We start from the raw sequence: 23627 nt of genomic DNA, 5'->3' as shown, positions 1-23627 counted from the left end.
GGCGGCGGAAGGGGACTCCGCCTTTTCGCCATGCGCGCCGAGCACCGCGATCGGCGTGTTCACCGCGACGTTTTCAGTCCCCTCATCGACCAGGATTCGCAGCAGCTCGCCCTCGTCGACCGCCTCGACCTCCATCGTCGCCTTGTCGGTCTCGATCTCGGCGAGAACATCGCCGGCCTTGACCCGGTCGCCGACCTTCTTGAGCCATTTGGCCAGCTTGCCCTCGGTCATCGTCGGCGAGAGCGCGGGCATCAGAACGTCCGTGGTCATGCTCAGCCCTCCACCAGCACATCGGTCCAGAGTTCGGATTCATCGGGTTCGGGGCTCTGCTGCGCGAAATCGGCCGCGTCCTGCACCCGCTTCTTGATGTCGTCGTCGATCGCCTTGAACATCTCGTCGCTCACCCCCATCGCCTCCAGCGCCTTGCGGGCGAGATCGATGCAATCGTGCTCGGTCCGCATCTTCTGCACCTCCTCGCGGGTGCGGTATTTCGCGGGGTCGGACATCGAGTGGCCGCGATAGCGATAGGTCTTCATCTCCAGCAGGAACGGCCCGTTCCCCGCCCGGCAATGCGCGACCGCCTGCTCGCCCGCTTCCTTGACGGCCTGAACGTCCATCCCGTCCACCTGCAGGCCCGGAATGCTCCAGGGCGCGCCGTTCAGGCTGAGATCGCGCGAGGCCGACGCGCGCTCGACGCTGGTGCCCATGCCATAGCGGTTGTTCTCGATGATGAAGATCACCGGCAGCTTCATCAGCGCCGCGAGGTTGAAGCTCTCGAACACCTGGCCCTGGTTCGAGGCGCCCTCGCCGAAATAAGTCAGGCAGACGCGGTCATTGCCGCGATAGTGATTGGCGAACGCAAGGCCGGTGCCGAGCGAGACCTGCGCGCCGACGATGCCGTGCCCGCCGAAGAAGCCCTTCTCCTTCGAGAACATGTGCATCGAGCCGCCCTTGCCCTTGGAATAGCCGCCGGCCCGGCCGGTCAGCTCGGCCATGACGCCTTTCGGGTCCATGTCGCAGGCGATCATGTGGCCGTGATCGCGATAGGAGGTGATGACCTGGTCGCCCGGCTCGATCGCCAGCTGCATGCCGGTCACCACCGCTTCCTGCCCGATATAGAGATGGCAGAACCCGCCGATCAGCCCCATGCCGTAGAGCTGGCCGGCCTTTTCCTCGAAACGGCGGATCAGCAGCATCTTTTCGTAGGCGGCCAGAAGCTCGTCCCTGTCCATGGATTGCTGTTTCTGGCTGCTGCGCTTGCGTGAGGCTGGCTGGGCTTTCCCGCCCGTCGATCTTGTACGGCTGGCCACGATGATCCCCCTCCGTCGGTTGATCTCTTTCCAATGCGTCGGAACGGGGGCACGACGCAAGCGGGAAAACAAAAAAACAATGATGGTGCAATGCAATATTCATGTTAACCAAAAATTGGTTAAGGCCCTGATCAGCACGACGAAAGCCCTATTTCGTGCCAGGATTCGCCGGAATCTCGGGAAACCCGCCTTGCTCCAGACGCGGCTTCAGGAGTGGGGACGGCCCGGCGCCGCAGGCGTTGGTGCCGTAGGCGCGGACGACGCCGGGGCCGGGGCCGGATGGAGCGGCACGGCGAGATCGTCGGGATCAGCAAGATTGAGCACGGCTCGCGCCTGTTCGTTGAGCATGTCCGGCGCGATAGCGTGATGATGCAGGGCATCGACCCGGGCCTGCCAGCGGTCGCGCCGGGCCGTCACATCGGTCAATGACTGCCGGTCCTTCACAAGAACGGCTTGGTCGTGGCGCTGGGCGATGATCCCGCGCGAACCATTGATGGCATTGAAAACGAAATACGCCGTCACCACGAGGAAGAGAACGGGCAGCACCAACGCTCTCAAGCGCCGTTTCACGGCTGGCTCCATGCTTCGGAAAACGTCTTCGGATGTGTCACGCCCCTGCATGCCCGGCCCATGGGGGGTTTCGCAAGTGCTTTTGGCATGCGGACGCCGGGTGAAACTTTTGTAAGCCACAATTCGCACCGAAAGCCGCCCTTTCGATGCCATCATGGGGTCGTCTGTAACGGACCAACGACGAATGCAGGAGATTTGAAGATGTCGGAACGCAGCAGAAAAGCGACAGGCCGAATCGGCCGGGTTGTCTCGGTCCTGCTCGCCGCCGGAATTGGCCTAGTGGCAACGGGGGCAACCGCCTTCGCCGACCCACCCTGGGGACACGATCACTGGGAGCACCATGGCTGGCATCACGGATGGCGCCATGACGATGACGATGGAGGCTGGCACCGCGGCTATGTCTACGGCTATGCGCCTCCGCCGGCGTATTATCCGCCGCCGCCCGTCTACTATGCCCCGCCGCCGCCGGTCTACGTCGGCCCGCCCAGCGTCTCCTTCGGGGTAAACATCCCTCTCGGTCACTGAACCATGATCGCCTCAAGCCCGGCCTTCAGCAACGCCAGAAGGTCGGGCAGGGCGAGAGCGATGCAACCATCGGTCGGCGCATAATCCGGGCGCGCCACATGCAGGAAGATCGCCGACCCAGAACCGCGGACCACCGGGTTGTCGTTCCAGCCGAGCACGCCGACCAGATCGTAGACGGCGTCGGCGCGCCAGAGACGTTCTTGCCGGCCCTCATGCGGCAGGCGGACCATCCGGTTGTAGTCAGGATGCTGGGGGTCGTCGCACCAGCCATCGTCGGGAGACAGGGGCTCGCGCGGCACCGCGCACGCCGGCGGTGAGATCCGATCGGCGCGGTACAGCACGCGCCGCAGCACGAGGAGGCCGGCTGGCGTCGTGCCGTCTCCTTCGCGCTTCCTGTCAGAGACGCCCCCTTTGCCGATGGCGACACGGAATGTCAGCCCGGCGGCCGCCAGCGTAATCGGCCCCCCCTCGCGTAATTGCGCCGTCCGCGCGTTGCCTGTCGACGTCACTGGCGCATCTAGTCCAGCAGGTGGCCGAACCGGCGGGCCTTGGTCGCAAGATACAGGTCGTTGACGCCGTTCGGCGCGATCACATGCGGCACCCGCTCGACGACATCCACGCCACACGCGGCGAGGCCGGCCGTCTTTTCGGGATTGTTCGTCAGCAGGCGGATGTGGTCGAGCCCCAATGCCGCCAGCATCGCGGCAGCGATGTGGAAGTTGCGTTCGTCCGCCCCCCAGCCAAGCGCCCGGTTGGCATCGACGGTATCGAGACCGCGATCCTGCAACGTGTAAGCGCGCAACTTGTTGATCAGCCCGATTCCGCGCCCCTCTTGCGCGAGATAGAGGACGACACCGCCGCCTTCCTGCGCCATGCGACGAATGGCCCCCTTGAGCTGGGGGCCGCAGTCGCAGCGCAGCGAGCCCAGCAGATCGCCGGTGAAACATTCGGAATGGATCCTCACCAGCGGCGCGGCCTGCGCCGACGGGTCGCCGACCAGGATCGCCATGTGCTCGATACCCTGATCGAGTGCGCGAAACGCCACGAGTCGGGCGTCCGGCGCGTCGTCCAGCGGCACCGCGACTTCCGCCACGCGGTGAAGGGTTGCCGCGACATTCCGATTGTAAGCCAGCAGGTCGGCGGCAGGCACCGCCAGCAGGCCGCCACCAAGAGGCAGCGACGCCCAGCCCGGACGGACCGGCGCCGTGATCATCGCCGGCAACAGCCGCGCCTGCTTGCCCAGCGCCAGCGCCGCCTCGGCCAGCGGTGGCGGCGCAACACGGCGGAAGCCTGGCATGATCTGCTCAAGGGTTGGATCCGCAAGGCGGCGGAGTGTGGCGACATCGATCAGCGGGCGGGTCAGGCCGAGCGCAATCGCCGGGAGAGTCTCATCAAGCGGTTCCTGCAACACGGCGGCCGCCCGCGACGGGGCCAGCAACAGCATGGCGCCGGAACTTCCCAGGCGGTCGATGAGGTGGAGCCCTTCGGCACCCACTGTCTCGGCCGGGACGACGATCAGCGGATGCTGCCCGGCCAGCACGACCGGCACGCCCCGCCGCGCGTCGCCGACGGCCCTATGCACCGCGCGGGTGCGCACCGGATCAAGCGGTGGCAAGGTTCCGGACGCGTCGGCGTTCGTGCTCTTCTGACCCTGGACTGGCAATGAGTTCATGGTCGTGCAGATATAAGATGGAACCCGTCTGTTGCGCCATATCGCCGGCCATTTTCCGACATTGCACGAAGATTGCGGCGTTTTCACGCGCATGTGAGCGAGATCATGGAAGATTTATAATGAAAGGTCTGCGAATCGGACCTTTTGAACTATAGGAAAGAGCGGCAAACTCCCTGGTGCGGCAGCAGTGCCGGGCTTGGAACGGAGAATTCGAGGAAATGGGATACATGGCGAACGTTCACCCGATCCTGGTCGTCGATGATGATCTGGCATTGCGTTCGACGCTCTGCGAGCAATTGCGGGCTGAAGACGAGTTCGCGCCGAGCGAGGCCGGCTCGATTGTTGAAGCCGAACGAATGATTGCTTCGGCCGAGCAACGGTTTGATGCCATCATCCTTGACGTAAGCCTGCCCGACGGCGACGGGCGCAGCTTCTGCGCACGGTTGCGTGAGGAGGGAATCAAGGTTCCGATCATCATGCTGACCGGGTCCGCAGCTGAGCAGGATGTGGTGCGAGGGCTCGATTCAGGGGCGAACGACTATGTCGCCAAGCCTTTCCGCCTCGCTGAGCTGATGGCCCGGCTGCGCGCTCATCTCCGCAACTTTGAAAGCAGCGAGGACGCAGTCCTCCAGATCGGGCCGTACACATTCCGCCCCGCGATGAAGTTGCTGCACGAACCCTCACAGAACAGACGGATTCGCCTGACCGACAAGGAGGCTGCAATCCTGAAATTCCTCTACCGCGCGGGCGGGAAATCGGTTGGCAGACAGGTCCTGCTGAACGAGGTGTGGGGCTACAACGCCGCTGTCACCACTCATACCCTGGAGACGCATGTCTACCGGCTGCGCCAGAAGATCGAGCCCGAGCCAGCCCATGCCCGACTGCTGATCACCGAGGGCGGTGGATACCGCCTCAACCAACCGGTGAGCGACGCGGCGTGACGTTGTAGCCGGTTTGAACTATATAAGAACAGGTTGTCTCCGTAGCTCAGCCGGATAGAGCACAGGATTCCTAATCCTGGGGCCGTGGGTTCGAATCCCGCCGGGGACGCCAAATTAAAGACTGATAAAACAAAGACTTAGTGATCACCTAGCCTCCGGCAGATGGTCGAAAAAGCAATTTTCTTGATTTTCCGCTCCAAATCCGCTCCAATAAGGCTCCATTTTCGTGGAGCGGATATCGTGGGTTCAATCGTCGAACGACCATCTGGAGGCTTTCAGGCCAAGGTGCGGCTGAAAGGCCAACCGGCCCAATTTCGTACTTTTGCGACGAAGGCGGAGGCCCGCCGCTGGATTGCCGAAGTCGAGACCGACATGAAACGGGGAGCCTTCCAGCGGGACCGCTCAGCCGGCATGACCATGGGTGATGCTATCGACGCTTGGGCGGCGGCAAAGCGGGATGATCTGAAACACTTTGATGTCGAAGAAGCCCGTATCAACCGGCTCAAGAGATTTGTTATCGACCTTGGCACCAAGGCCGGAGGCCAGCCCCTTCGCGGCAGGATTGTTGATATCGGCGTAAGCCGTCTTGATGTTGATCATATTGAATCTCTGATTGACGGTTTGGAAGAAGCCGAATACGCAGGCAGGACCATCGCGCAATATCTTTCTATCATCCAGCGGTCATGGGCTAAGGCCATGCGGCGACCCGCTGCTATGTGTCCGACCAGAGCAGCACAGAACCGACCAAAAATTGCAGGCCATAGGACAAGGCGGCTACAAGATGATGAAGAGGCGCGACTATTAGCCGCCAGCAGCCACGATTTTCGAGCCGTCATTCGCTTCGCTCTCGGCACATGCGCCCGGCAGTCTGAGATAGCCGGGCTGACGTGGCGGGATGTCGACCTGAACCGTAGGATCGCAACGCTGCGTGACACCAAAAACGGAGAGCCTCGGACTCTGCCGCTATCACCTGAAATGCACGATCTGCTGGTCAGCTTAGAAGGTCGTGACCGAGACACGCCGATTTTTGGCATGACACCGGAGGCCATTAAACGCAGGATGATCCGTGCAACTGCGCGGGCCGGGATCAGCGACCTGCATTTTCATGACCTTCGGCACGAAGCAATATCACGGTTGTTCGAGCATACCGACCTGACAGATATGGAGATCATGTCAATTAGCGGCCACAAATCGGTACAGATGCTGCGGACTTACACTCACCTGCGCGCCGGGCGGCTGGTCGAGCGCGTCGGTGGAGCAAGGCGAGGGGTAAGCTAGAGTCTAGGAATTGAGAAATAATGGCCGGCTAATTCGATCGAAAGGGTAGACATAATCAGCCCTGTCATAATCCAAAATGTAGCCGCGATGGTCAAACTGAAACCTCCCGTGGATATTCCCTCGAATTTCTGCAGAAGGCCCTTATCGGCACCAACTGCGCGAGATACGGCGAAGCCTAGGCGCTTGAATAGGTTGGTGGATTTTCGTGGTCGCCAAGCAGAGGCAGCCCTGAAGGTTGACTACGGGACTGGGTAAGCCCGCTTCAGCTAGTGATTTTCTCTGTTCTAATCGTCCTTTTCACACTCTTTTCGCCCAGCACATTCCTGAGCGTACCCGCGCTGATCGAGATGCCCATTGCGCGCATTTCAGCGACAATCTCTTTGCGCGACCAGCCAGCCGCGACATACCGCCGAAGCTGATCGGCATACGGTGCGAGCAATTGCTTGCGCCCCCGCCTTTTTGGTTGCGTATTTTTCAGCTTTTCATCCAGTAAAGCCATGGCTGCCGAGATATCTGTCTGGGTCATATTATCACTCATAGTCAGAACTCCTTTTAAGTCTCTTTATTATATAGTGAACGCGCGGCTTAGCGCGCAAGGCAATCAACATATGGGCTAAAATCATCATTATCTGATTGCCCTCTAGGCCGGGCGGCCTACTTTTCTGTTGTGGCACCACATTTCTCATATTTTTTTCTCACGCATGACGCACCTACCGTGATTTTGGCTGCCCTACATGCGAATGTTTACTATATAATGACTGTCAGCCAACTATGATTGTTTGTCAGCTATGATCAGCTATCGCCATATATCTTCTGTCACTTACTACCTGGATTCGTCGCGCAAGCCAGATAAGCAGCTTGGCTATTACGCCGATGCGTCGGGCGAGCCGCCCGGCAAATGGTGGTCGCCGGCAGGCTGGCAAGCTGTTGACGGTGCCGTAGTCGACCCTCTCGCTTTGGAAAGGCTGGCGTCATATCGAGACACCGCGACTGGCCGAACCCTACCGGGGCAGAGGGCCGCAGATGCCAGGGTCGCCACTGATTACAGCTTCAGCACGCCGAAAGCGTTGTCCGCCTTGTGGGCTGTGTCTGATGATGAAGGGCGGGCGAAGCTAGAAAAACTTGTCGAGGAAAGTGTCAGGTACGCTTTAGAGATCATCAACGACACCGGGATGATCGAAGCAAGGCGCGGTAAAGGCGGTAAGCAGCGCGAGGCAGTTGCAGCACCGGTTGCAGCTATTTTTATGCATCGCACGACACGCGAAGGAGACCCCCAATTACACGCGCATGTGGTCATAATGAACGTCGCACAGAGGGCTGATGGCACGGTTGGTGCGGTGAATAATGAACGTATTTTAGAAGCCAGAAAGCTGATGGATGCGATGTATACGCGCCAGCTTGCGCGCAGGCTTGAACGCCTCGGAGTGCAAGTCGAACCGTCACCTGAACATGGTTTCAAAATCGTCGGCCAACCTGATGACCTGATCGACCTGTGGTCAAAGCGTCGGAAGCAGATTGTTGCAGCGGCAGCAGAACGAGGGATCGAGACGAAAGATAATGCCGCGCTCGCGCAGATGATCGCTTTGCAGACACGCCAAAAGAAGTCTGATCTGCAGGACATTGCCAAGCTGGAAGAGCGTTGGCTGAGCGAAAAGTGGGGCCACGACAGAGACCTCATGATCGCTATGACGCAAGGGTCGATGCCTGGGGAAAAATATGATCCGGAATGGGCAAGGCTCGATAAAGAGCCGATCAAAAGGACCGATGAGCAAGAGATCGCGGGTCGCTCAAAAGCCATGACCGCAGCACTCAAAGAGATGTCTGAGAGTAGATCATGGTGGCGTCGTGATCAGCTTGCCGAAGCAGCGATACGCCATGGCACGGGCATCACGAGTGGCGGCGATGAAGCTAAGATGATCGACGGGCTTATAGAGCGTGGTGATCTCATTCAGATCGAACGCGATGGCAAGAAGCTTATGACATCGAGAGAGATCATCGAAGCCGAGCAGAAAATCGTCGGAATCACAAAAGAGCGCAGCGCCGAAAAAAGCTTTTTCAGCGTGGAAGCCGTGGCAGCGGCTTTATCTGATAGCAGACTATCGGATGAGCAGGAGGCCGCTTTGCAAGCTATGATTTCAGGTGGAGGTATTGTTGCAACGCAAGGCGGTGCCGGCGTCGGTAAAACCACAGCTTCGGCTGGCATCAAGCGCGCATGTGAAACAGATGGTAAAAGGCTAATTTTGGCAAGTCCAGAATGGCGAGCAGCCGGCGTGCTGGCAAAAGAACTGGAAAATCAGGAAAAATATTCGGTCGATAAAATAATAACCGGTTTGAAAAAAGGAAATATAACGGTCAGTCGAGATACTGTTATACTTATCGATGAAGCCGGGAAAATGCACCGCGATCAAGCGGCTGAACTCTTTTCTTTGACAAGAGATAGTGGAGCCAAGATTATACTTGTGGGTGATACACGCCAGATGAGTGCCGTCCGGGCCGGTGATCCGCTCGATCTTGTCGCAAAGGCCAACCCCGCCAGCGAGATCAGGACGATCCGCAGGCAGAGAATCGACTGGATGCGGCAGGCTAGCATGGCCGCTCAGGCAGGCGATATGGATAAAATGCTGACGGCATATAAAAGTCACGGCAAAATAAAAATAGAAGACACAAAAATAAACACGGTCGCTGAATTAGCTATGGCATATAAAGACGCAAATGGCGATGCGGTCGCGCTGGCAGCGACGAATAAAGATGTAACCTTTATCAACGAGATTCTTCGCGATACGGCGCGGGACATGGGCCTCGTGACCGGACCGGATGTTTTTATTACTGCTATACCAAGGGGCAAAGGGGCAAAACCAGTCAAACTTGCTCTTGCTACTGGTGACAGGCTGATTTGTGGTTCAGCTTTGGAAATCGGCGGCAACCGGGTCGAGAATGGGACGATTTTTGACCGTGTGGAGGTCGCTGGAAAAAAGATCACGCTGACCACCGATGATGGAAAAACATATCACACAACCTTGGCTGACCTGGCGAAAGCTGGTCCGAAAGGGACCGCGCCAGCAATGCAACATGCTTTTTGTTTGACCGATATGTCGAGTCAAGGTTCGACGTGGAGCAGGACATTATGGATGCCCACCGCTGAGACGAGTAGAGCGGCTTATGTAGCCGCGACGAGGCACAGGGACGACTTGCAAATTTTCGTGCCGAAAGAAGCCATCAAGGATTTTGGCGATAGCGAGTTGGGCGTCGGCAGGCGGGACGGGCTGATCGAGCAGGAAAAAGAAGATAAGCGCACTGACGACCAAATTCTTGAGCAATTAAGCCGAAGCTTGGCTCGGCAAGATGAGCCAAGGAACGCCTTAGACGTCATAGGCATCAAACCGACAGAGATTCAGCCGCCTGTGAAACAGGCTGATCTGATAAAGCAACAGGCGGGGGGGCAGCACACGAATATGGGTCGACCAAGTGCTGTCGCGAGCCGGTTTATCGCACAAGCCCGCCAGCCATCGCCGGCGACAAGTCAGCAAGAGGCTCAGGGCGCGGATGCGACAGGGCATCCGGCACAGACACAGGAGCCGGTGCAGGCGACGAAGCCGGTTATGGCTCGACCAAAAATAAAAATAAAACAATCGCGGGGGTTCGGTCGAGAAATAGACCTCGGGCCTTCGCTTTGAGAAAATAAAATCGATAAAAAATAATAGGGTAAAATTAAATAAGCCTGATAAAATTTATCCGGTTTATTTTATCATATATATTTTTATCTCCGCCGATTTTTATTTTTAGCAGGAGATATTTTTTTATTATTTTTATCATATGGAGAATCTAAATGTATGATAAAGTCAAAAAACCGATTCCATTTTTCATCAGTCCATTGGCTTTCATCCCCTTCAAACTCCTCGGCCCCCGCTGGCTTTTCAGCCTCGACCGGCTTTTCGACCCGCTCCGGCTCCGGGCTGACCGCTAGATGGCTGTCACGCCCCGCCTGTTGCTTTGTCTGGTCGACATTCTCAAAGCTTGCTTCCCCCTCCCTATATATATCCCTATAGGGAGGGGGAAGCAGACTCGGCGGGGGGTCGGGCAGTGGCTCTGGGGCCGCAGGCCGATGCTCATCAAGAGCCGCCACCCCAAGGATATTTTTCCAATATTCCCTCAGACGTTCGAGCACGGCACGCGCTGACATAGCGGGCATATTCAGCCTGCGCATCTCAGCTTGCATAAGCCTTTGCGTCGGCTTCCTGCCACTTTGCAGTATGATGAGAAGCACTTTTTCGAACCGTTTATCGGCGGCTTCCTTTTCCTTTTCGTTGTAGCTGTCCACAGTCCAGCGCCAAGGGTTGTCATGGTAAGTAATCTCATCGATCCCAAAATCTGAAAGATCGACAGGCAACCCACCCCATATCTCTACCGTCAGTGGCTCGCCTTCATGGCGAACAGCACGAGTCCGGCCTATCGCCTGGACGATTGTCTCGCGATAGCGGGAAAGCACCCATGATCGAATATGCCCGTCAGATGGTAGCGGAGCATGACACTTCACATCAAAGCCCGCGCCCTCATCGATCCAGACATTTTTTTCGCTTGCGTCATCCCCGGTCGGCCAGTGCGGCCATTTTTCAGGATCAGCGCCGGCACGGATCGCCGTCAGCCGAGCGGTCGAATATTCGGTGCGCCAGCCAGACGGCGACAGAATCGGCCCGCCGATGATGGCAAGGTGACGCCCGCTCCAATTGTCATGTGCTCTATCATCGAGTCCAAAATGGCCGATCTCGGCTGAATAAGATATCAGCTTTTTGGTATAATTTTCGTTTTGCTCAATATCCTCACGCCAAGGTTTATGCGTAATGATAGCACGCATAGCCCGATTTTCTTTTAGTATATCATCGACAATATTATTTGCTATTTCAACGATTCTACTTATCGACCTCGACTCGTGATCTTCCTGTTTACTGCTTTTAGCCTCGGAGCGGCCACGACCGAATAAGGTATTAGGATATCTTTTTACGGTTATATTTTGTTTGACGTGTATCTCTTCGATATGTCCGCCGACAGCTTCGATGATCGACCGGGTTTCCAGCGGCAGGGTGGCATCCAGCAAAATGCCGGGATTCCCATCAGCTATCCACTCGCCTACCTGCGTCAGAGCCACCACATGCAGTTCACCATCAGCTACAAAGCCGCCGCCATGGCTCAGTGTATGAAGAATAGCCGATGCAGCACGATACGGCACCGTTTTTGGCGTCAGACCATCCCAAGCAGGTTTTTCCCACGGCGCTGTGCCGCCCTGCCAAGCGCCCTGCGTCTTGTTTCTTATCTCTTTCATCTGATCGCGCAGCCATGTCGGCACAGCCCGCGTGCCGCCTTTGCCGGTTGCATCCCCCAGGTATCCCGCAAGCGCTTCGCACATCTCGATAGCTATCGACATGCCGTCTATTTCTGCGGCAAGCTGTGCCGCATCTTTATCGCTCAAGTCAGGCGATTGTATTGCATGAAGCTGTGGAAGTCTTTCAGCGGCAGCATCGCGCCAAGCAGCAATGCTTTTCAGCGACACGGAAATCTGTTCGCCCAGCGGCACGCTCTCATCGATAATCACCAATCGTTCGAGATTATCGAATCCCCTGTTCCAAGTCGCCATGGTGTCGCTGAAACTCTGCGCTGGTAGACCTATTACTTGTGCACGCAGCGCGGCTTCTTGGTGATCAAGCCACATACACGGCTTGATATTTTTTATCTCGTGCTCGGCAATTTTGTGAGACTTGAACCAGCCTTTTATTTTTTCGCGCTTTTCATTTTTTTCGGCATTAAAAATATCACCGCCTAGCCGATCAAGAGCGCGTCTCATGCCGTGCTCGCAATGGCTGCGGCATACGGTCGGCTGCGGCAGGTGGTGCATTTCCGAGATGCCAGCCACGAGGCCATGCTTCCAGCACGTCCACGGTTGTTGATCACGCTGGGCTTTTTCAGGATTTTCCGGCGAACGACCATGGTAGTGCAGCAAGCCCGGCACGCTCTCGGCATAGGCTCCGATTTGCTCGTGATCACGGCAGACCACGGCAATACCGAGACCTTTTTCTACCGCCAGCGGGATCATCCTGCGGATGGCTGCGGTCTTTCCAGTCCCGGTTGTGATCTGCGCTGCCATGGGCGGCAATGGCGTCCTGACGATACGCCCGCGCCGATTTTTATCAGCCCGCTGGGCGAGGATTTCGGCCTGTCTTTCAGAAAATGCCGTCATGTATTGACGCAAAATCCAGCCAATTCTTGATGACGCCTTTTCGACTGGCATCGTCTCTATCGGTAAACGACGAAGCCTGCCAGTCGGCCTATACGCCCTATTTTTTGGTGGTGGTAAGGGGCGGTTGCCGAACCTGGACATGATGACGGCGCTCATGATCCACCCGCCGACATTTTTTTATTATCGTGAAAATCCCGCTCCCACAGCCACTGAAACCGCTCAAGGGATTCTAAAGCTTCATCGCCGGCTTCACTGAAAGCCCTATCGGCAGTTATGGCAGCGGCCCGCTCAAAGCCGCTTTCATTTTTTGACCGAAGATCATGGCGTGGGGATAGATAAGTGAGCGCTTCGCGCACTTCATCTTCGACAGCGCCGAAATAGCGAAGCATGATCGACATCAGCCAATCGTGCTCAGATTTCCACAAAGGACCATAAGCACGGTAAGCGTGATGTTCTAGGCGCTGCCATGCCGCCGCAAGGTCATCCAGCGTGGCGATGTCGTCTGGATCGAGATCGACATGTCTGACCGATACAGCAGCCTTTTCGGCTATTTCAGCCATGACCTGCTCAACCAGTAAGGCGGTTTTTGGGCATGTCTCCCCGCTCCAAGAAAGGGGGGTCACACGAGGATATGACCCGTCATCAGCCCGATATTTTGGCTTGGCGTTCTGGAAACCGGGCAGACGGTAAGCGCCGGTTGCACCGGGATCAGCATGAAAAATACCGATCAAACGACGCCTGACCTCAAGCCTGATCACATCATCGACATGATCGACAGCCAGCGCGGCTTGGAATTTTGAGGGGCTAGTTTGTTGAGTATAGCAAGGCCGCCAGCCCTCAGCGGTCATCATCTCTATGGAGCCGGTAGGAAGATCATCAAGCTGAAAAATAGTCCTAGATGATGATCTGGGGCGCGCTATGGGCGACCAACCCTGAGACATGGCTGAGAAGCCGTATCGGAGAAGCACGTCGATCACATCGCCCGGCGCGATGATGTCAGGCAGACCGGCCCTTTTTGCGATATTAAAGCCGCTGGCGCTACCTGGGTCACGCAGCGTGACGCTATAGCCATCAGCTTGCATGCCCGTGTGGAAACGGCTGAAAGCGGCTTTGAGATCGTATATTTTTGTCATTTGGAGCCTCATTTTTCTGAGGCCCGGTGCTATGGAAAAGCTTGATCGGAAAAGGGGAAATCGCTATTTAAGTCGGAGAAGTTCTGCCAAGGGCTTTCCGGATTTAGCGTTTAGCGATTACCCCGTCCCGGTTGCTTTCCCAGCAGCCGGGACTTTCTTTATGCCGCTTTTCCGGGGCGATATTTTTTCGGCCTACCGCGCTGCTTTACCGGCTCTTTAGTCTCTGTCGGATCTGGTGATGCTGCCAGCCATGCTCGGACGTGAGCAGGGTCGAAGCGTAAAATTGAGCCTGTCATCACAGGCTTGAGCGGGGGGCGGCCAGCAATCCCGCGCACTATCATATTGTTGATCGTGCGGGGGGTGACTTTCAGCAGACGTGCGACGTCAGCTTTTGTCAAAAGTGGTTCAAGTTCAAAATCATCGAGTGCGGCGGACATGCGCAACTCCTGTAGCCAGAGGAATTGCGGAAGGGGTATGGCTCCGCCCGGCCTCGTCAGCTTGCCTTCCCACCTTTGACGCCATGCCGTCATAAGCGGTACGTCTTGCAAGCAGGACCGGCACACACCGGTCAAAACATCATCTATTGCTCAACCAAAAAATCTTTTGATCATCTTCGCCAAGATAACCGCTTCATCTATTTTTTTGTCCCGCCTTGCGTCCTGGCGGCTAGCCGCGCGCTGCATGATCGCGCCCGACAAACCCGAGGTTGTGACATTGCTCATCGGTGTCAATAGATATTTTCACCGCTATGCACAGATGTTCAGGGATGCCGATCTCCGCTCCAAATCCGCTCCACTCGACTTTTCATTCTGGTGCATTCTCGTTCACTCTGGTTCGATTCAGATATGATAAAACATAGCAAAAACAATGTTTTGTTGAAATTCATCAAGGTGGTATCTACCCCAAAATGGGATTCCTAATCCTGGGGCCGTGGGTTCGAATCCCGCCGGGGACGCCACGCTTCACAACTCATTGAATGTGCTGATGTTACTTAATATCGCCCCACACATGTGACACACGTTTGTGCCACCTGTGGAAAGCCATCATGGCGTTGTGTTCCTACATCGAGAAACGACGTCTGACCTATTATTTCGGCTGCGTTTGCTGGTCGGAATCGGTGATCTGCGCGAGTCATATCGAGGTTCGCCTGGCTGCCGGCAGGCGCGCGGTAATCGAAGGGGAAGGGGCGTCCTCATCCGTGGCCGGAGGATCCTAGCATGGGAAGCCAGAGCGCAAGCGCGGCGAGCGTGACCAGCAGTACCGGCGGGGTAATCAGCAGGCCGACACGCATGTATTGCCCCCAGCCGATCCGCACGCCCTTGCCGGCGAGTACGTGCAGCCAGAGCAGCGTCGCCAGGCTGCCGATCGGGGTGAGCTTGGGGCCGAGATCGCAGCCGATGACATTTGCATAGACCATCGCATCGCGGATGGCGGTGGGGGGATGGACATGGGAGATCGCCAGCGCGCCGACCAGCACGCTCGGCATGTTGTTCATGACCGAGGAAAGTAGGGCGGCGAGAATGCCGGTGCCGAGCGACGCAACCCAGATGCCGTGCGCGGCAAAGATCCGCAGCAGTGAGGCGAGCTGGTCAGTCAGCCCGGCGTTGCGCAGCCCGTAGACGACCAGATACATGCCGAGGCTGAAGATCACCACTTGCCACGGCGCGCCGCGCAGCACGCGCCCGATATCGATCACGCCGCCGCCGCCGCCAGGCCAGCGCGCGGCGAGGGCCAGCATCGCGATCGCGCCGGCGATTGTCACATAGGAAACCGGTACGCCGAGCGGCGCGGTGACGAAATAGGCCACGAACAGGAGGGCGAGCACCGGCCAGGCAGCGCGGAAGACGACATGGTCGCGGATTGCGTGCGCTGGGGCTTCGAGGTCGTCCACATCATAATGCCGGCTGGCGACGGTGCCGTAGCGCAGCATCAGCACGCCGAGGGTCGCCGCGAGGGCGACGAGATCGACCGGTACCATCACCAGGGCGTAGCGAGTGAAGCCGATGCCGAAGAAATTGGCGCTGACGATGTTGACGAGGTTGGAGATGACCAGCGGCAGGCTCGTCGTGTCGGCGACGAAGCCTGTCGCGATGATGAAGGCGAGCGCCGCGGCGGGGGGAAATTCGAGGCTGGCGAGAATGGCCATGACGATCGGCGTCAGCAGCAGTGCGGCGCCGTCATTGGCGAAGACCGCGGCGATCGCGAAGCCGAACAGCACAACCAGCGGCAGCAGCAGGCGTCCGCGCCCACGGCCCCAGCGCGCGACATGCAGCGCCGCCCAACGGAAGAAACCGGCCTCGTCCAGCAGCAGCGAAACGACGATCAGCGCGACGAAGGTGAAGGTCGCGTTCCAGACGATGTGCCAGACGGTGGGGATATTCCGCCAGTGGACGATGCCGAGGGCGAGATCGACCGCCGCCCCGGCCATCGCGCTCCAGCCAATGCCGAGGCCGCGAGGCTGCCAGATGACGAGCGCGAGTGTGGCGATGAAGATCGCGAAGGCGAGCATGGAGGGTCTTCCGGGTGACGGGCGGGTGGGTCAGGGCAGGCGGCGGCCGGCGTCGTCGACCACCTGCTGCCCGTCTTCCTTGGTGAAGGCGCCCTGCTGGGGAGTGGGCAGGATGTCGAGCACGGTTTCGGAGGGGCGGCAGAGGCGGACGGCGCGCTCGGTGACGACGATCGGCCGGTTGATGAGGATCGGGTGGGCCATCATCGCGTCGAGCAGTGCATTGTCGGTCAGCGTTTCATCATCGAGACCGAGCTCGGCATAGGGCGTGCCCTTCTCGCGTAGCACGGCGCGAACGGGCACGCCCATCCGCGCGATCAGGCCGCGCAACTCCTCGCGCGAGGGCGGGGTTTTCAGATATTCGATCACCACCGGCTCGAGCCCCGCATTGCGGATCAGGCCGAGGACGTTGCGCGACGTGCCGCAGGCAGGGTTGTGGTAGATCGTGACGGTCATGTGTCTGATCCTTGTTTTGTTGCGGACCGCCCCAGTTCACAGGCCGGCGCGGGGGCGGCCGCGTGGCCGCAGCAATTGCGCACGAGATAGGCGACCAGGCCGTTCATGGCGGTGAAATCGGCAGCGTATATCACATGGCGGCTGGCGCGCCGCTGGGTGATCAGCCCGGCGCGGGTCAGGGCCTGGATATGGAATGTGAGGGATGACGCCGCGAGGCCGAGCCGCTCGGCGATCTCGCCCGCCGGCAGGCCAGCCGGTCCTGCCTCGACCAGGAAGCGATAGGCGGCGAGACGGTGCTCGTGCGCCAGAGCGGCAAGCGCCGCGACGGTCCAGGATGCGTCGATTGCCGGCGGTCCGTTCATCGTCATTTCCGGAATTGTCGAATTATCATATTGATAAGGTGATGGCGCCGTCGGCGTCAAGGGACGGCGAAACGCTGGCCCGAGACTGCTCATTGACGATGCGACGCATGCCTTGCCCGCACGATTGACTGAACCATCAGCGACGTCGAGAAACGGTGATATATATTTTAGGCGATCGTTAAATAATTGGTTGCATTCTTTTGGATGCTTAATTTGTATCTCGCGAAAGCATCTACTTGAGGATGTATCAATAATGGCGACGCGATAATGGGGCTGATAAAAGCGCGCCTCAGAGACACAAGCTCATGTGCAGGCTGTCGACAGGGGCAATTCGACAGGCCGCTCGCCATGGCATTTCAGCCAATCATCGATGTCGCGGCACGATCAGTGTTCGCCTATGAGGCTTTGGTGCGCGGCCCCGCCGGAGAGTCGGCTGGGAGTATATTGGAAACCATCGGCCAGTCGGAACTCTATGCTTTTGACCAAGCATGTCGAGTGACGGCGATTGAAACCGCCGCCGCTCTTGGGCTCGGCGATAGTTCTTGCGATCTCTCGATCAATTTTCTGCCCAATGCAGTCTATGAGCCCCGAGCGTGCATTCGCACGACTCTGCAAGCTGCCGCCCGGACCAGATTTCCAACCAGAAAGCTTATCTTCGAGATTAACGAGGGAGAATTGTTGAGCGCGCCCGATCATTTGGCCGATATCGTGGCGGAATACGCAGCTATGGGCTTCCGCACGGCGATTGATGATTTTGGGTCGGGATATTCCAATCTCAATCTACTCGCCAAATTCCGCCCGGATCTGGTGAAGCTCGATATGGAACTGATCCGCGGCATCGAGTCAGACAAGAGGCGCAGGAGCATCGTCAGCCATTGCGCTGCGATGTGCCGGGAAATGGGGATCACCGTCGTTGCCGAAGGCATCGAAACGCTTGGCGAATGCTCGGCGTTGAACGATCTCGGGATTACGCTCATGCAAGGCTATCTTTTCGCGAAGCCAGGCTTTCGCAGCTTGCCAACACCTACGTGGGCGAACTGATCGCAGCGATCACCCATCTCATTGTTGGATTTTTCAGCAATCATGCCAAGGTGGGATTTTTTGCTGACCTGTCATGAAGTAATGCATCAAAATCCGAGATTTTCGAATGCAATCACAACAATAACGCCCAGTACCCAGATTTATCGCATATTTCATCCGCATCTAAACGGTTCGACCAAATCACTGAAATCGATCAGTTTATACTGATTCAGTTCCACAATTCCCATACAATGACCCCTACTGCGCCCATACAAGTTCAGCCGTTCCCCTTGACAAGGCGCTGAAGAGTCCCCGCCTCGAGGCCGGCTGCAGAACATGATGCACCAACGCCACTGCGAGGACGGAGGTGGCAATGCGCCGATCGGACGAGGTGACGTGATCGCTGTTGATCTACGTCGATCTTGAGGAGCGCATCCCGGCGCGGCATCCGCTGCGACCGATGACCCGCCCCACGCCGCAACCGCAATGCCGAAGCCGATTTCCGCGGCGAACGACACTCCAGCGCGACCCGTGCTTCGACGATCGATCCCGACGCCCGCCTGTTCAAGACGTCACCCGGCGCAGGGGCCATGCTGTGCTTCATTGGGGCATAGCCTGATGGAGAACCGCTCCAGCCTGATCGTGCAGGCCGACCTGACGCAGGGCGGTGGCCACGCCGCATGTCGGGCCGCACAGCAGATGCTTCACAGGCATTCGTCCGGATCGACCCGGCGCCTGACGCGGCCGGCTGACAGCGGCTACGACAGCGCCGACTTCACCGCTGATCTGCGCCAGATGGTGGTCACGCCGCATGCCGCCCGGAAGTCTCGGCGCTCCGCCATCGATGGCAGAACCACCCGGCACCCGGGCTAGCGAAATCGCAGTGACGCCGGACGAAGATCGAGGCCCCCTTCGGCTGGACCAAGACAGTCGGCGGCATGGCGCAGACCATGTATGCGGCATCAAGCACGTGCGGGCCCGCTTCACTTTGGCGATGGTGGCCTGCAATCTGCCAAGGCTGCCGAAACCGCTCGGTACCTGAGCCGGAAGAAAGCACTCGAACCGCACCCGAGTGGAAAATGCCTCACCAGGCCGAACCCACCTAGGACGGCGTTCCTCTCACAGACCTCTTGCAGCAGCCCGTTAGGTCGAGAGTGGCAAGACGAGCGACCGGCCACCGTTGACCGCCGCCTTCGGGGCTTATCGCCCGACTGGCGCTAAGCTCTGTTGAATTCTGTTGAGAGGTCCCGCTGATCTCGGACGAGAAACACGCCGAATGTGGTCTGCTAGCCTGCCGCTGATCAACAAAGAGCTTTTCCCAATCTCTGCCTCAACACTCCGCGCTCATGCTGCGGCTTCCCGGCTCATCCGGAATGTCCAACCCTGCCATGCAAGCCGATCGGGTTGCCCTCGCGTTCAAATCACTGAGACATCAGAGCCGTCTCGCCGCCATAGCAGCTTGTAGCCGCGATTAAGCAGGAAAAATCGGGGCGCAAAATCAGGAAAATTGATTGGACCGGGCCAGACCATCCTCTAAATCATAGATTTGTTTGGAAAATCTGGTGGGTGCGACAGGGATTGAACCTGTGACCCCCGCCGTGTGAAGGCGATGCTCTCCCGCTGAGCTACGCACCCGGTCGGCATGTCTCTAGCGGCGCGGCGCGGCGAAGGCAAGAGGCCAGGCGGTCGGCCCGGCTCAGCCCCGCGCCGCCGGCGCCGAGGGGCGGACGGCTGCGAAGGCGATTCCGAGGAAAAATGTCAGGCAGGCAACGCTGAAGCCATTCAGCGTCGCGAGCGAGGCGGCAACGGACGCCGGGTAGGTCGCGATCGGCGGCATCGGTGCGAGGCGCAGCGCGGCATAGGCAAGGAAGGGCAGCGCGGCGAGGGCGAACATCGTCCGCCGTTCGGCCTGGTGAAAGCCGAGAGTCGCCAGCATCACGCACGGAATGAGGAACAGCGCCACCCCGGAGGAGAAGCCGAGCACATGAGTGCACCATGCGGTGTTCAGTGTTCCCACCGTGCAGAGCAAAGCCCGCGCGGCATAGCCGCTGCGCCGGGCGAGCAGCGGCACCGCGAGCCAGAAGGGCAGCGAGGCTAGGGTCAGCAGGACAAAGGGGCCAGTATTCCGCCCGAGCACGGCCCATAGATAGAGCGGATAGAACGGCGTGTTGCTCGCCAGCACGAGGGCGATGGTATTGCAGGTCGCGGTCAGCCCGTCCTCATGCGCGACGAAGCCGGCAAGGGCGCGGGCGGCGGCACGCATCAGACCGGGCGCAGCCGGTAATGGCTGACCCCCCAGGACTCGCCACCAGCGTGCCCGAACAGCCCTTCGGTGGCGAGGAAGAACAGCCGCCAGCGCCGCTTCCACACACCCGCCTCCGTGCCATAGACGCTGCGCAGGATCGCGCCGATCGGCCCGGCATTGCGGTCGTAATTCTCAAGCCAGCACCGCGCGGTGCGGGCATAGTGCGTGCCGTTCCAGCGCCAGTCGGCCTCGACCGCGAACAGGTCGGAAAACTGGCCGATCAGCCCGTGGCTCGGCATGATGCCGCCGGTGAAGAAATGCTGCGCGATCCAGTCCGCCGGATCGTCATGATCGAAGCGGTAGGCGCCGGAGCGATGCGAGAAGACATGCAGGAACAGCGCCCCGCCCGGAGCAAGCCAGTGACGGATGCGCCCGAGCAGGCCCTGCCAGTTGGACATGTGCTCGAACATCTCGACCGAAACGACGCGGTCGAATCTCCGCTCCGGGGTGAATTCGTTCATGTCCGCGGTGATGACGCGCAGATTGGCAAGGCCAAGGCGGGCGGCCTCGGCCTCGATATGCGCGCGCTGCGAGGCGGAGTTCGACACAGCGGTGATGGACGCCGCAGGGTAGCGCTCCGCCATGAACAGGCTGAGCGAGCCCCAGCCGCAGCCAAGCTCGAGAATGGACTGGCCATCGGCAAGCGCGGCGTGGTCACAGGTGCGTTCCAGCGCGTCGATTTCGGCCTGCCCGAGCGACACCGTGGGAGAAGCGAAGAAGCAGCAGGAATATTTACGCCGCTCTCCCAGCACATGGCCGAAGAACGCCGCCGGCACCTCGTAGTGCTGTGCATTTGCCGCATCGGTGTGCAGGGCGATCGGCAGGCGGGCCATCTCGCGCGCGAAGGCGCGCTCGGCATCCGCCGTCAGCACCGCGAGCTTGCGGTCGGTCCGGCCGACCAGCCCGGCGATGCCGCGGCGGGTCAGCGCGTCGGGGATCGGCAGGCGCTCGGCCATTCCGGCCATGGTGGCGGCAAGGTTCATGCGTTCACTCCGAAGCTGGGTTCAGGCCGTTGTTGATACGGCGCCGGGCGGCATGCGGATGCACGGCACTCAGCCGCGCCGCCGCGGCGGCCACGGCACGATCGGGCTGACCCGGGCCTGGTAATCGCGATAGGCGTCGCCGCGCGAGGCCAGCATCTCGCGTTCGAGCGGCGGCACGCCCGAAACCTTCGCCAGCAGCCAATACATGAACAGCGGCGCGGCGAGGCCGGCAAGGCCCGGCCACCACGGCCCGGCGAGCCCAATCAGCGGATAGGCGAGCCAGACCATGATCTCGAAGAAATAGTTCGGATGGCGCGACCACGCCCACAGGCCGCGGGCGCAGACCTTGCCGCGATTGGCGGGATCGGCGCGGAAGGCGTGCATCTGCCTATCCGCCAGCCCTTCGCCGGCGACCGATCCGGCAAACACGGCAAGCCCGGCCAGCGTCAGGCCGGGGGCGAGCGGGTAAGGGTTGCTCGCCGCGAGTGTCACCGCCAGCGCCAGCAGCCAGGCGACCGCGGCCTGGATCATCAGCAAGCCGAACATCCGCCGCTCGAACCGCGCGCCCCATTCGGCGCGGAACCGGGCATAGCGCGCATCCTCGTGGCGGATGGCGGCGGTGCGGCGCAGGATGTAGCCGCCGAGCCGCCCGGCCCAGACCAGCACCAGCGCCGCCACCAGCAGCCGCCGCGCCGGAGCCGCCGTGCCGAGCGGGACCAGAGCGCCGACCGCCCCGGCAATGCCGGTGCCGAAGGTCCAGAACACGTCGACCCAGCCGGAATTGCGGGTCGCGCGCTGCGCCGCCCAGGCGCCCGCCATCACCAGCATGAGAAAGAGCAGAAGCGTCAGCGCGAGTGCTGGATATGCCATGAGCAAGACATTCATCCGCCCCGCACTTCGTCAAGGGCCGGGCTGCGCGGCCGGCGCCGAATCGCTATATGACGCGACAGACAGAAGGAGCCACGCCATGTCGCGCATCGACGAAACCCGTCCATTCGTTCCCGTCGCCATCGCGGTGATGACCATCTCGGACACGCGGACGGCGGAGACCGACACGTCGGGCGACGCGCTGGCCGCGCGGGTGATCGCCGCCGGCCACAGCCTCGCCGCGCGCACCATCCTGCGCGACGACGCCGACCTCATTGCCGCCCAGCTGCGCGCCTGGATCGCCGATCCGGCGATCGACGTGGTGATCACCTCGGGCGGCACCGGCATCACCGGGCGGGATGTGACACCGGAGGCCTTCTCCCGCGTGCTGGAGAAGGAAATCGAAGGCTTCGGCGAGCTGTTCCGCATGCTGAGCTACCAGAAGATCGGCACCTCGACGATCCAGTCCCGCGCGATCGGCGGGGTGGCGGGCGGCACCTATCTCTTCGCCCTGCCCGGCTCGACCGGCGCGGTGAAGGATGGCTGGGACGACATTCTCGTCTTCCAGCTCGATTCCCGCCACCGCCCGTGCAACCTCGTCGAGCTGATGCCGCGGTTGCAGGAACACCTGACCGCCTGAGCGCCTGCCCCGCGCCCGCCGGTCAGATCGGCGGCGGGCCGGATTTCATCCGCTCCATCGCGAAGCGCGAGCTGACATTGCGCAGCGGCACGGCGGCAATCAGCCGGCGGTAGAACGCGTCGTAGGACGGGATGTCCGGCGCCATGACGTGCAGCAGGTAGTCGACATCCCCGCTCATCCGCCAGGCGCCGACGATCTCGGGCATAGTCGCGACGACCTCGGCGAAGCGGGCGATCCAGCCATCCGAGTGATCCGCCGTCTCGATCGAGACGAAGACCGAAACCGGATAGCCCAGCCGCTCGGGCGAGAGTGCGACCACCCGCCCCTGAATCACGCCCGCCTCCTCCATCCGCTTGACCCGCTTCCAGCAGGGCGTGGCCGAAAGCCCGACCTCCTTCGCCATGATGGCGAGCGGCACGGTGGCGTCGCGCGCGAGCAGGCGGAGGATCGCGCGGTCGATATTGTCGAGCGTGATGGCGGCGGCCGGCGCGGCGGCAGCGGCCGCCTGGCTGGTCCGGGCTTTGTCAGCCATTCCAAATTATCCTTCAAATTTAGACTCGCTTTTCATATGAACCGAATAATTCAGAAAATCAAACTTATTTTAGGCCGAAAACGCTGTTTTAGGAGAAATCTGTTTTCCTGCCCCGGCCGCGTTCCTATACTCCGGGCGTGCAGGAGACACCATGATCCCGATCGCGCTCGACCCTCGTCTGACCTCGCTCGCCGTCGCCGGCAACGGCACGCTGGCGCTGCGCCGCTATCGCGCGCTGCGGGCGGCCGGGGCCGAGGGCGCGCTGCTGTTCTCCGACGATCCCAGCGCCGAGGCTGTC

General features: G+C 59.9%; 22 protein-coding genes, 2 tRNA genes and 1 pseudogene. 8 read left to right on the top strand and 17 right to left on the bottom strand.

All coding sequences use genetic code 11. The annotated features are described in order from the left end of the window. The 3 genes from APM_RS03955 to APM_RS03945 all read right to left on the bottom strand — a co-directional run. Positions 1–270, bottom strand: a 270-nt coding sequence (locus tag APM_RS03955) for a biotin/lipoyl-containing protein (protein WP_007422059.1), incomplete at its 3' end; no start/stop codon positions are given. 2 nt (positions 271–272) lie between these two features. Next, positions 273–1232, bottom strand: coding sequence for a pyruvate dehydrogenase (acetyl-transferring) E1 component subunit alpha (gene pdhA / locus APM_RS03950; RefSeq protein ID WP_007422058.1), 960 nt, complete (start codon positions 1230–1232; stop codon positions 273–275). Positions 1233–1517: 285 nt separating this feature from the next. Next, a complete protein-coding gene (locus APM_RS03945) occupies positions 1518–1856 on the bottom strand; it encodes a septum formation initiator family protein (RefSeq protein ID WP_240314174.1) in 339 nt (112 codons plus the stop codon). Between the two features lie 225 nt (positions 1857–2081). Here APM_RS03945 and APM_RS03940 point away from each other — a divergent pair, with 225 nt between their 5' ends. Next, on the top strand, positions 2082–2405 hold the full coding sequence (locus tag APM_RS03940) for a hypothetical protein (protein ID WP_240314173.1): 324 nt from the start codon (positions 2082–2084) through the stop codon (positions 2403–2405). Here APM_RS03940 and APM_RS03935 read toward each other — a convergent pair. Continuing rightward, entirely contained in the window at positions 2399–2914 is a 516-nt protein-coding gene (locus APM_RS03935; protein ID WP_035185751.1) for a L,D-transpeptidase, read from the bottom strand. The genes APM_RS03940 and APM_RS03935 overlap by 7 nt on opposite strands. Positions 2915–2922: 8 nt before the next feature. Next, positions 2923–4077: a GTP cyclohydrolase II gene (ribA, locus tag APM_RS03930; protein ID WP_012040333.1), complete on the bottom strand. Its 1155-nt coding sequence runs from the start codon at positions 4075–4077 to the stop codon at positions 2923–2925. Between the two features lie 218 nt (positions 4078–4295). Here ribA and APM_RS03925 point away from each other — a divergent pair, with 218 nt between their 5' ends. The 3 genes from APM_RS03925 (at position 4296) to APM_RS20225 (ending at position 6296) form a co-directional block, all read left to right on the top strand. Then, on the top strand, positions 4296–5018 hold the full coding sequence (locus APM_RS03925) for a response regulator transcription factor (protein ID WP_012040332.1): 723 nt from the start codon (positions 4296–4298) through the stop codon (positions 5016–5018). 35 nt (positions 5019–5053) lie between these two features. Further along, positions 5054–5130 (top strand) — tRNA-Arg (locus APM_RS03920). A 50-nt stretch (positions 5131–5180) separates the two neighbouring features. Then, the gene (locus APM_RS20225; RefSeq protein WP_007422053.1) at positions 5181–6296 is read left to right on the top strand and encodes a site-specific integrase; all 1116 of its coding nucleotides are present in this window, start codon (positions 5181–5183) and stop codon (positions 6294–6296) included. Positions 6297–6558: 262 nt separating this feature from the next. Here APM_RS20225 and APM_RS03905 read toward each other — a convergent pair whose 3' ends face one another. After that, positions 6559–6834 (bottom strand): hypothetical protein, encoded by a 276-nt coding sequence (locus APM_RS03905; RefSeq protein WP_039887709.1) that lies wholly within the window; start codon positions 6832–6834, stop codon positions 6559–6561. Positions 6835–7084: 250 nt separating this feature from the next. On the opposite strand from APM_RS03905, the gene mobF reads away from it, so the two are divergent. After that, positions 7085–9970: a MobF family relaxase gene (gene mobF, locus APM_RS03900; protein ID WP_039887708.1), complete on the top strand. Its 2886-nt coding sequence runs from the start codon at positions 7085–7087 to the stop codon at positions 9968–9970. An 83-nt stretch (positions 9971–10053) separates the two neighbouring features. On the opposite strand, the gene APM_RS21325 is transcribed toward mobF, so the two are convergent. The 6 genes from APM_RS21325 to APM_RS03875 form a co-directional block, all read right to left on the bottom strand. Then, complete coding sequence (locus tag APM_RS21325) at positions 10054–12681, bottom strand: hypothetical protein (protein ID WP_007422051.1); 2628 nt, start codon at positions 12679–12681, stop codon at positions 10054–10056. Then, positions 12678–13658: a DNA-primase RepB domain-containing protein gene (locus tag APM_RS20220; RefSeq protein ID WP_007422050.1), complete on the bottom strand. Its 981-nt coding sequence runs from the start codon at positions 13656–13658 to the stop codon at positions 12678–12680. The genes APM_RS21325 and APM_RS20220 overlap by 4 nt, the downstream gene beginning before the upstream one ends. Positions 13659–13816: 158 nt before the next feature. Further along, complete coding sequence (locus APM_RS21320; RefSeq protein ID WP_158004987.1) at positions 13817–14095, bottom strand: helix-turn-helix domain-containing protein; 279 nt, start codon at positions 14093–14095, stop codon at positions 13817–13819. Positions 14096–14850: 755 nt separating this feature from the next. After that, positions 14851–16167 (bottom strand): arsenic transporter, encoded by a 1317-nt coding sequence (locus APM_RS03885; protein ID WP_007422049.1) that lies wholly within the window; start codon positions 16165–16167, stop codon positions 14851–14853. A 30-nt stretch (positions 16168–16197) separates the two neighbouring features. Beyond that, on the bottom strand, positions 16198–16620 hold the full coding sequence (gene arsC, locus APM_RS03880; RefSeq protein ID WP_007422048.1) for an arsenate reductase (glutaredoxin): 423 nt from the start codon (positions 16618–16620) through the stop codon (positions 16198–16200). Then, positions 16617–16988 (bottom strand): helix-turn-helix transcriptional regulator, encoded by a 372-nt coding sequence (locus tag APM_RS03875; protein WP_035185750.1) that lies wholly within the window; start codon positions 16986–16988, stop codon positions 16617–16619. Before APM_RS03875 ends, arsC begins: the two co-directional genes overlap by 4 nt. Before the next feature lie 342 nt (positions 16989–17330). Between APM_RS03875 and APM_RS03870 the strand changes: the two genes are divergently transcribed. Both APM_RS03870 and APM_RS20215 read left to right on the top strand, forming a co-directional pair. After that, positions 17331–18023: an EAL domain-containing protein gene (locus tag APM_RS03870; RefSeq protein WP_007422046.1), complete on the top strand. Its 693-nt coding sequence runs from the start codon at positions 17331–17333 to the stop codon at positions 18021–18023. A 449-nt stretch (positions 18024–18472) separates the two neighbouring features. Continuing rightward, positions 18473–19044: pseudogene (locus tag APM_RS20215) on the top strand (transposase); the annotation flags it as partial. 518 nt (positions 19045–19562) lie between these two features. On the opposite strand, the gene APM_RS03860 reads toward APM_RS20215, so the two are convergent. The 4 genes from APM_RS03860 to APM_RS03845 form a co-directional block, all read right to left on the bottom strand. Further along, positions 19563–19637, bottom strand: a tRNA-Val gene (locus APM_RS03860). Positions 19638–19698: 61 nt separating this feature from the next. Continuing rightward, positions 19699–20265 (bottom strand): hypothetical protein, encoded by a 567-nt coding sequence (locus APM_RS03855; protein WP_007422044.1) that lies wholly within the window; start codon positions 20263–20265, stop codon positions 19699–19701. Then, positions 20265–21290: a cyclopropane-fatty-acyl-phospholipid synthase family protein gene (locus APM_RS03850; RefSeq protein ID WP_007422043.1), complete on the bottom strand. Its 1026-nt coding sequence runs from the start codon at positions 21288–21290 to the stop codon at positions 20265–20267. The genes APM_RS03855 and APM_RS03850 overlap by 1 nt, the downstream gene beginning before the upstream one ends. A gap of 69 nt (positions 21291–21359) precedes the next feature. After that, the gene (locus APM_RS03845; RefSeq protein ID WP_007422042.1) at positions 21360–22160 is read right to left on the bottom strand and encodes a DUF1295 domain-containing protein; all 801 of its coding nucleotides are present in this window, start codon (positions 22158–22160) and stop codon (positions 21360–21362) included. Between the two features lie 97 nt (positions 22161–22257). On the opposite strand from APM_RS03845, the gene moaB reads away from it, so the two are divergent. Next, entirely contained in the window at positions 22258–22797 is a 540-nt protein-coding gene (gene moaB, locus APM_RS03840; RefSeq protein WP_007422041.1) for a molybdenum cofactor biosynthesis protein B, read from the top strand. A 22-nt stretch (positions 22798–22819) separates the two neighbouring features. Here the strand turns inward: moaB and APM_RS03835 are convergent, their stop codons facing one another. After that, positions 22820–23329: an Lrp/AsnC family transcriptional regulator gene (locus APM_RS03835; RefSeq protein WP_007422040.1), complete on the bottom strand. Its 510-nt coding sequence runs from the start codon at positions 23327–23329 to the stop codon at positions 22820–22822. Positions 23330–23627 lie beyond the last annotated feature (298 nt).

This window comes from Acidiphilium sp. PM, from assembly GCF_000219295.1.
Lineage (GTDB): Bacteria > Pseudomonadota > Alphaproteobacteria > Acetobacterales > Acetobacteraceae > Acidiphilium > Acidiphilium multivorum.
The sequence above is the reverse complement of the archived record's forward strand: the minus strand, read 5'-3'. Positions and strand labels throughout refer to the sequence as shown.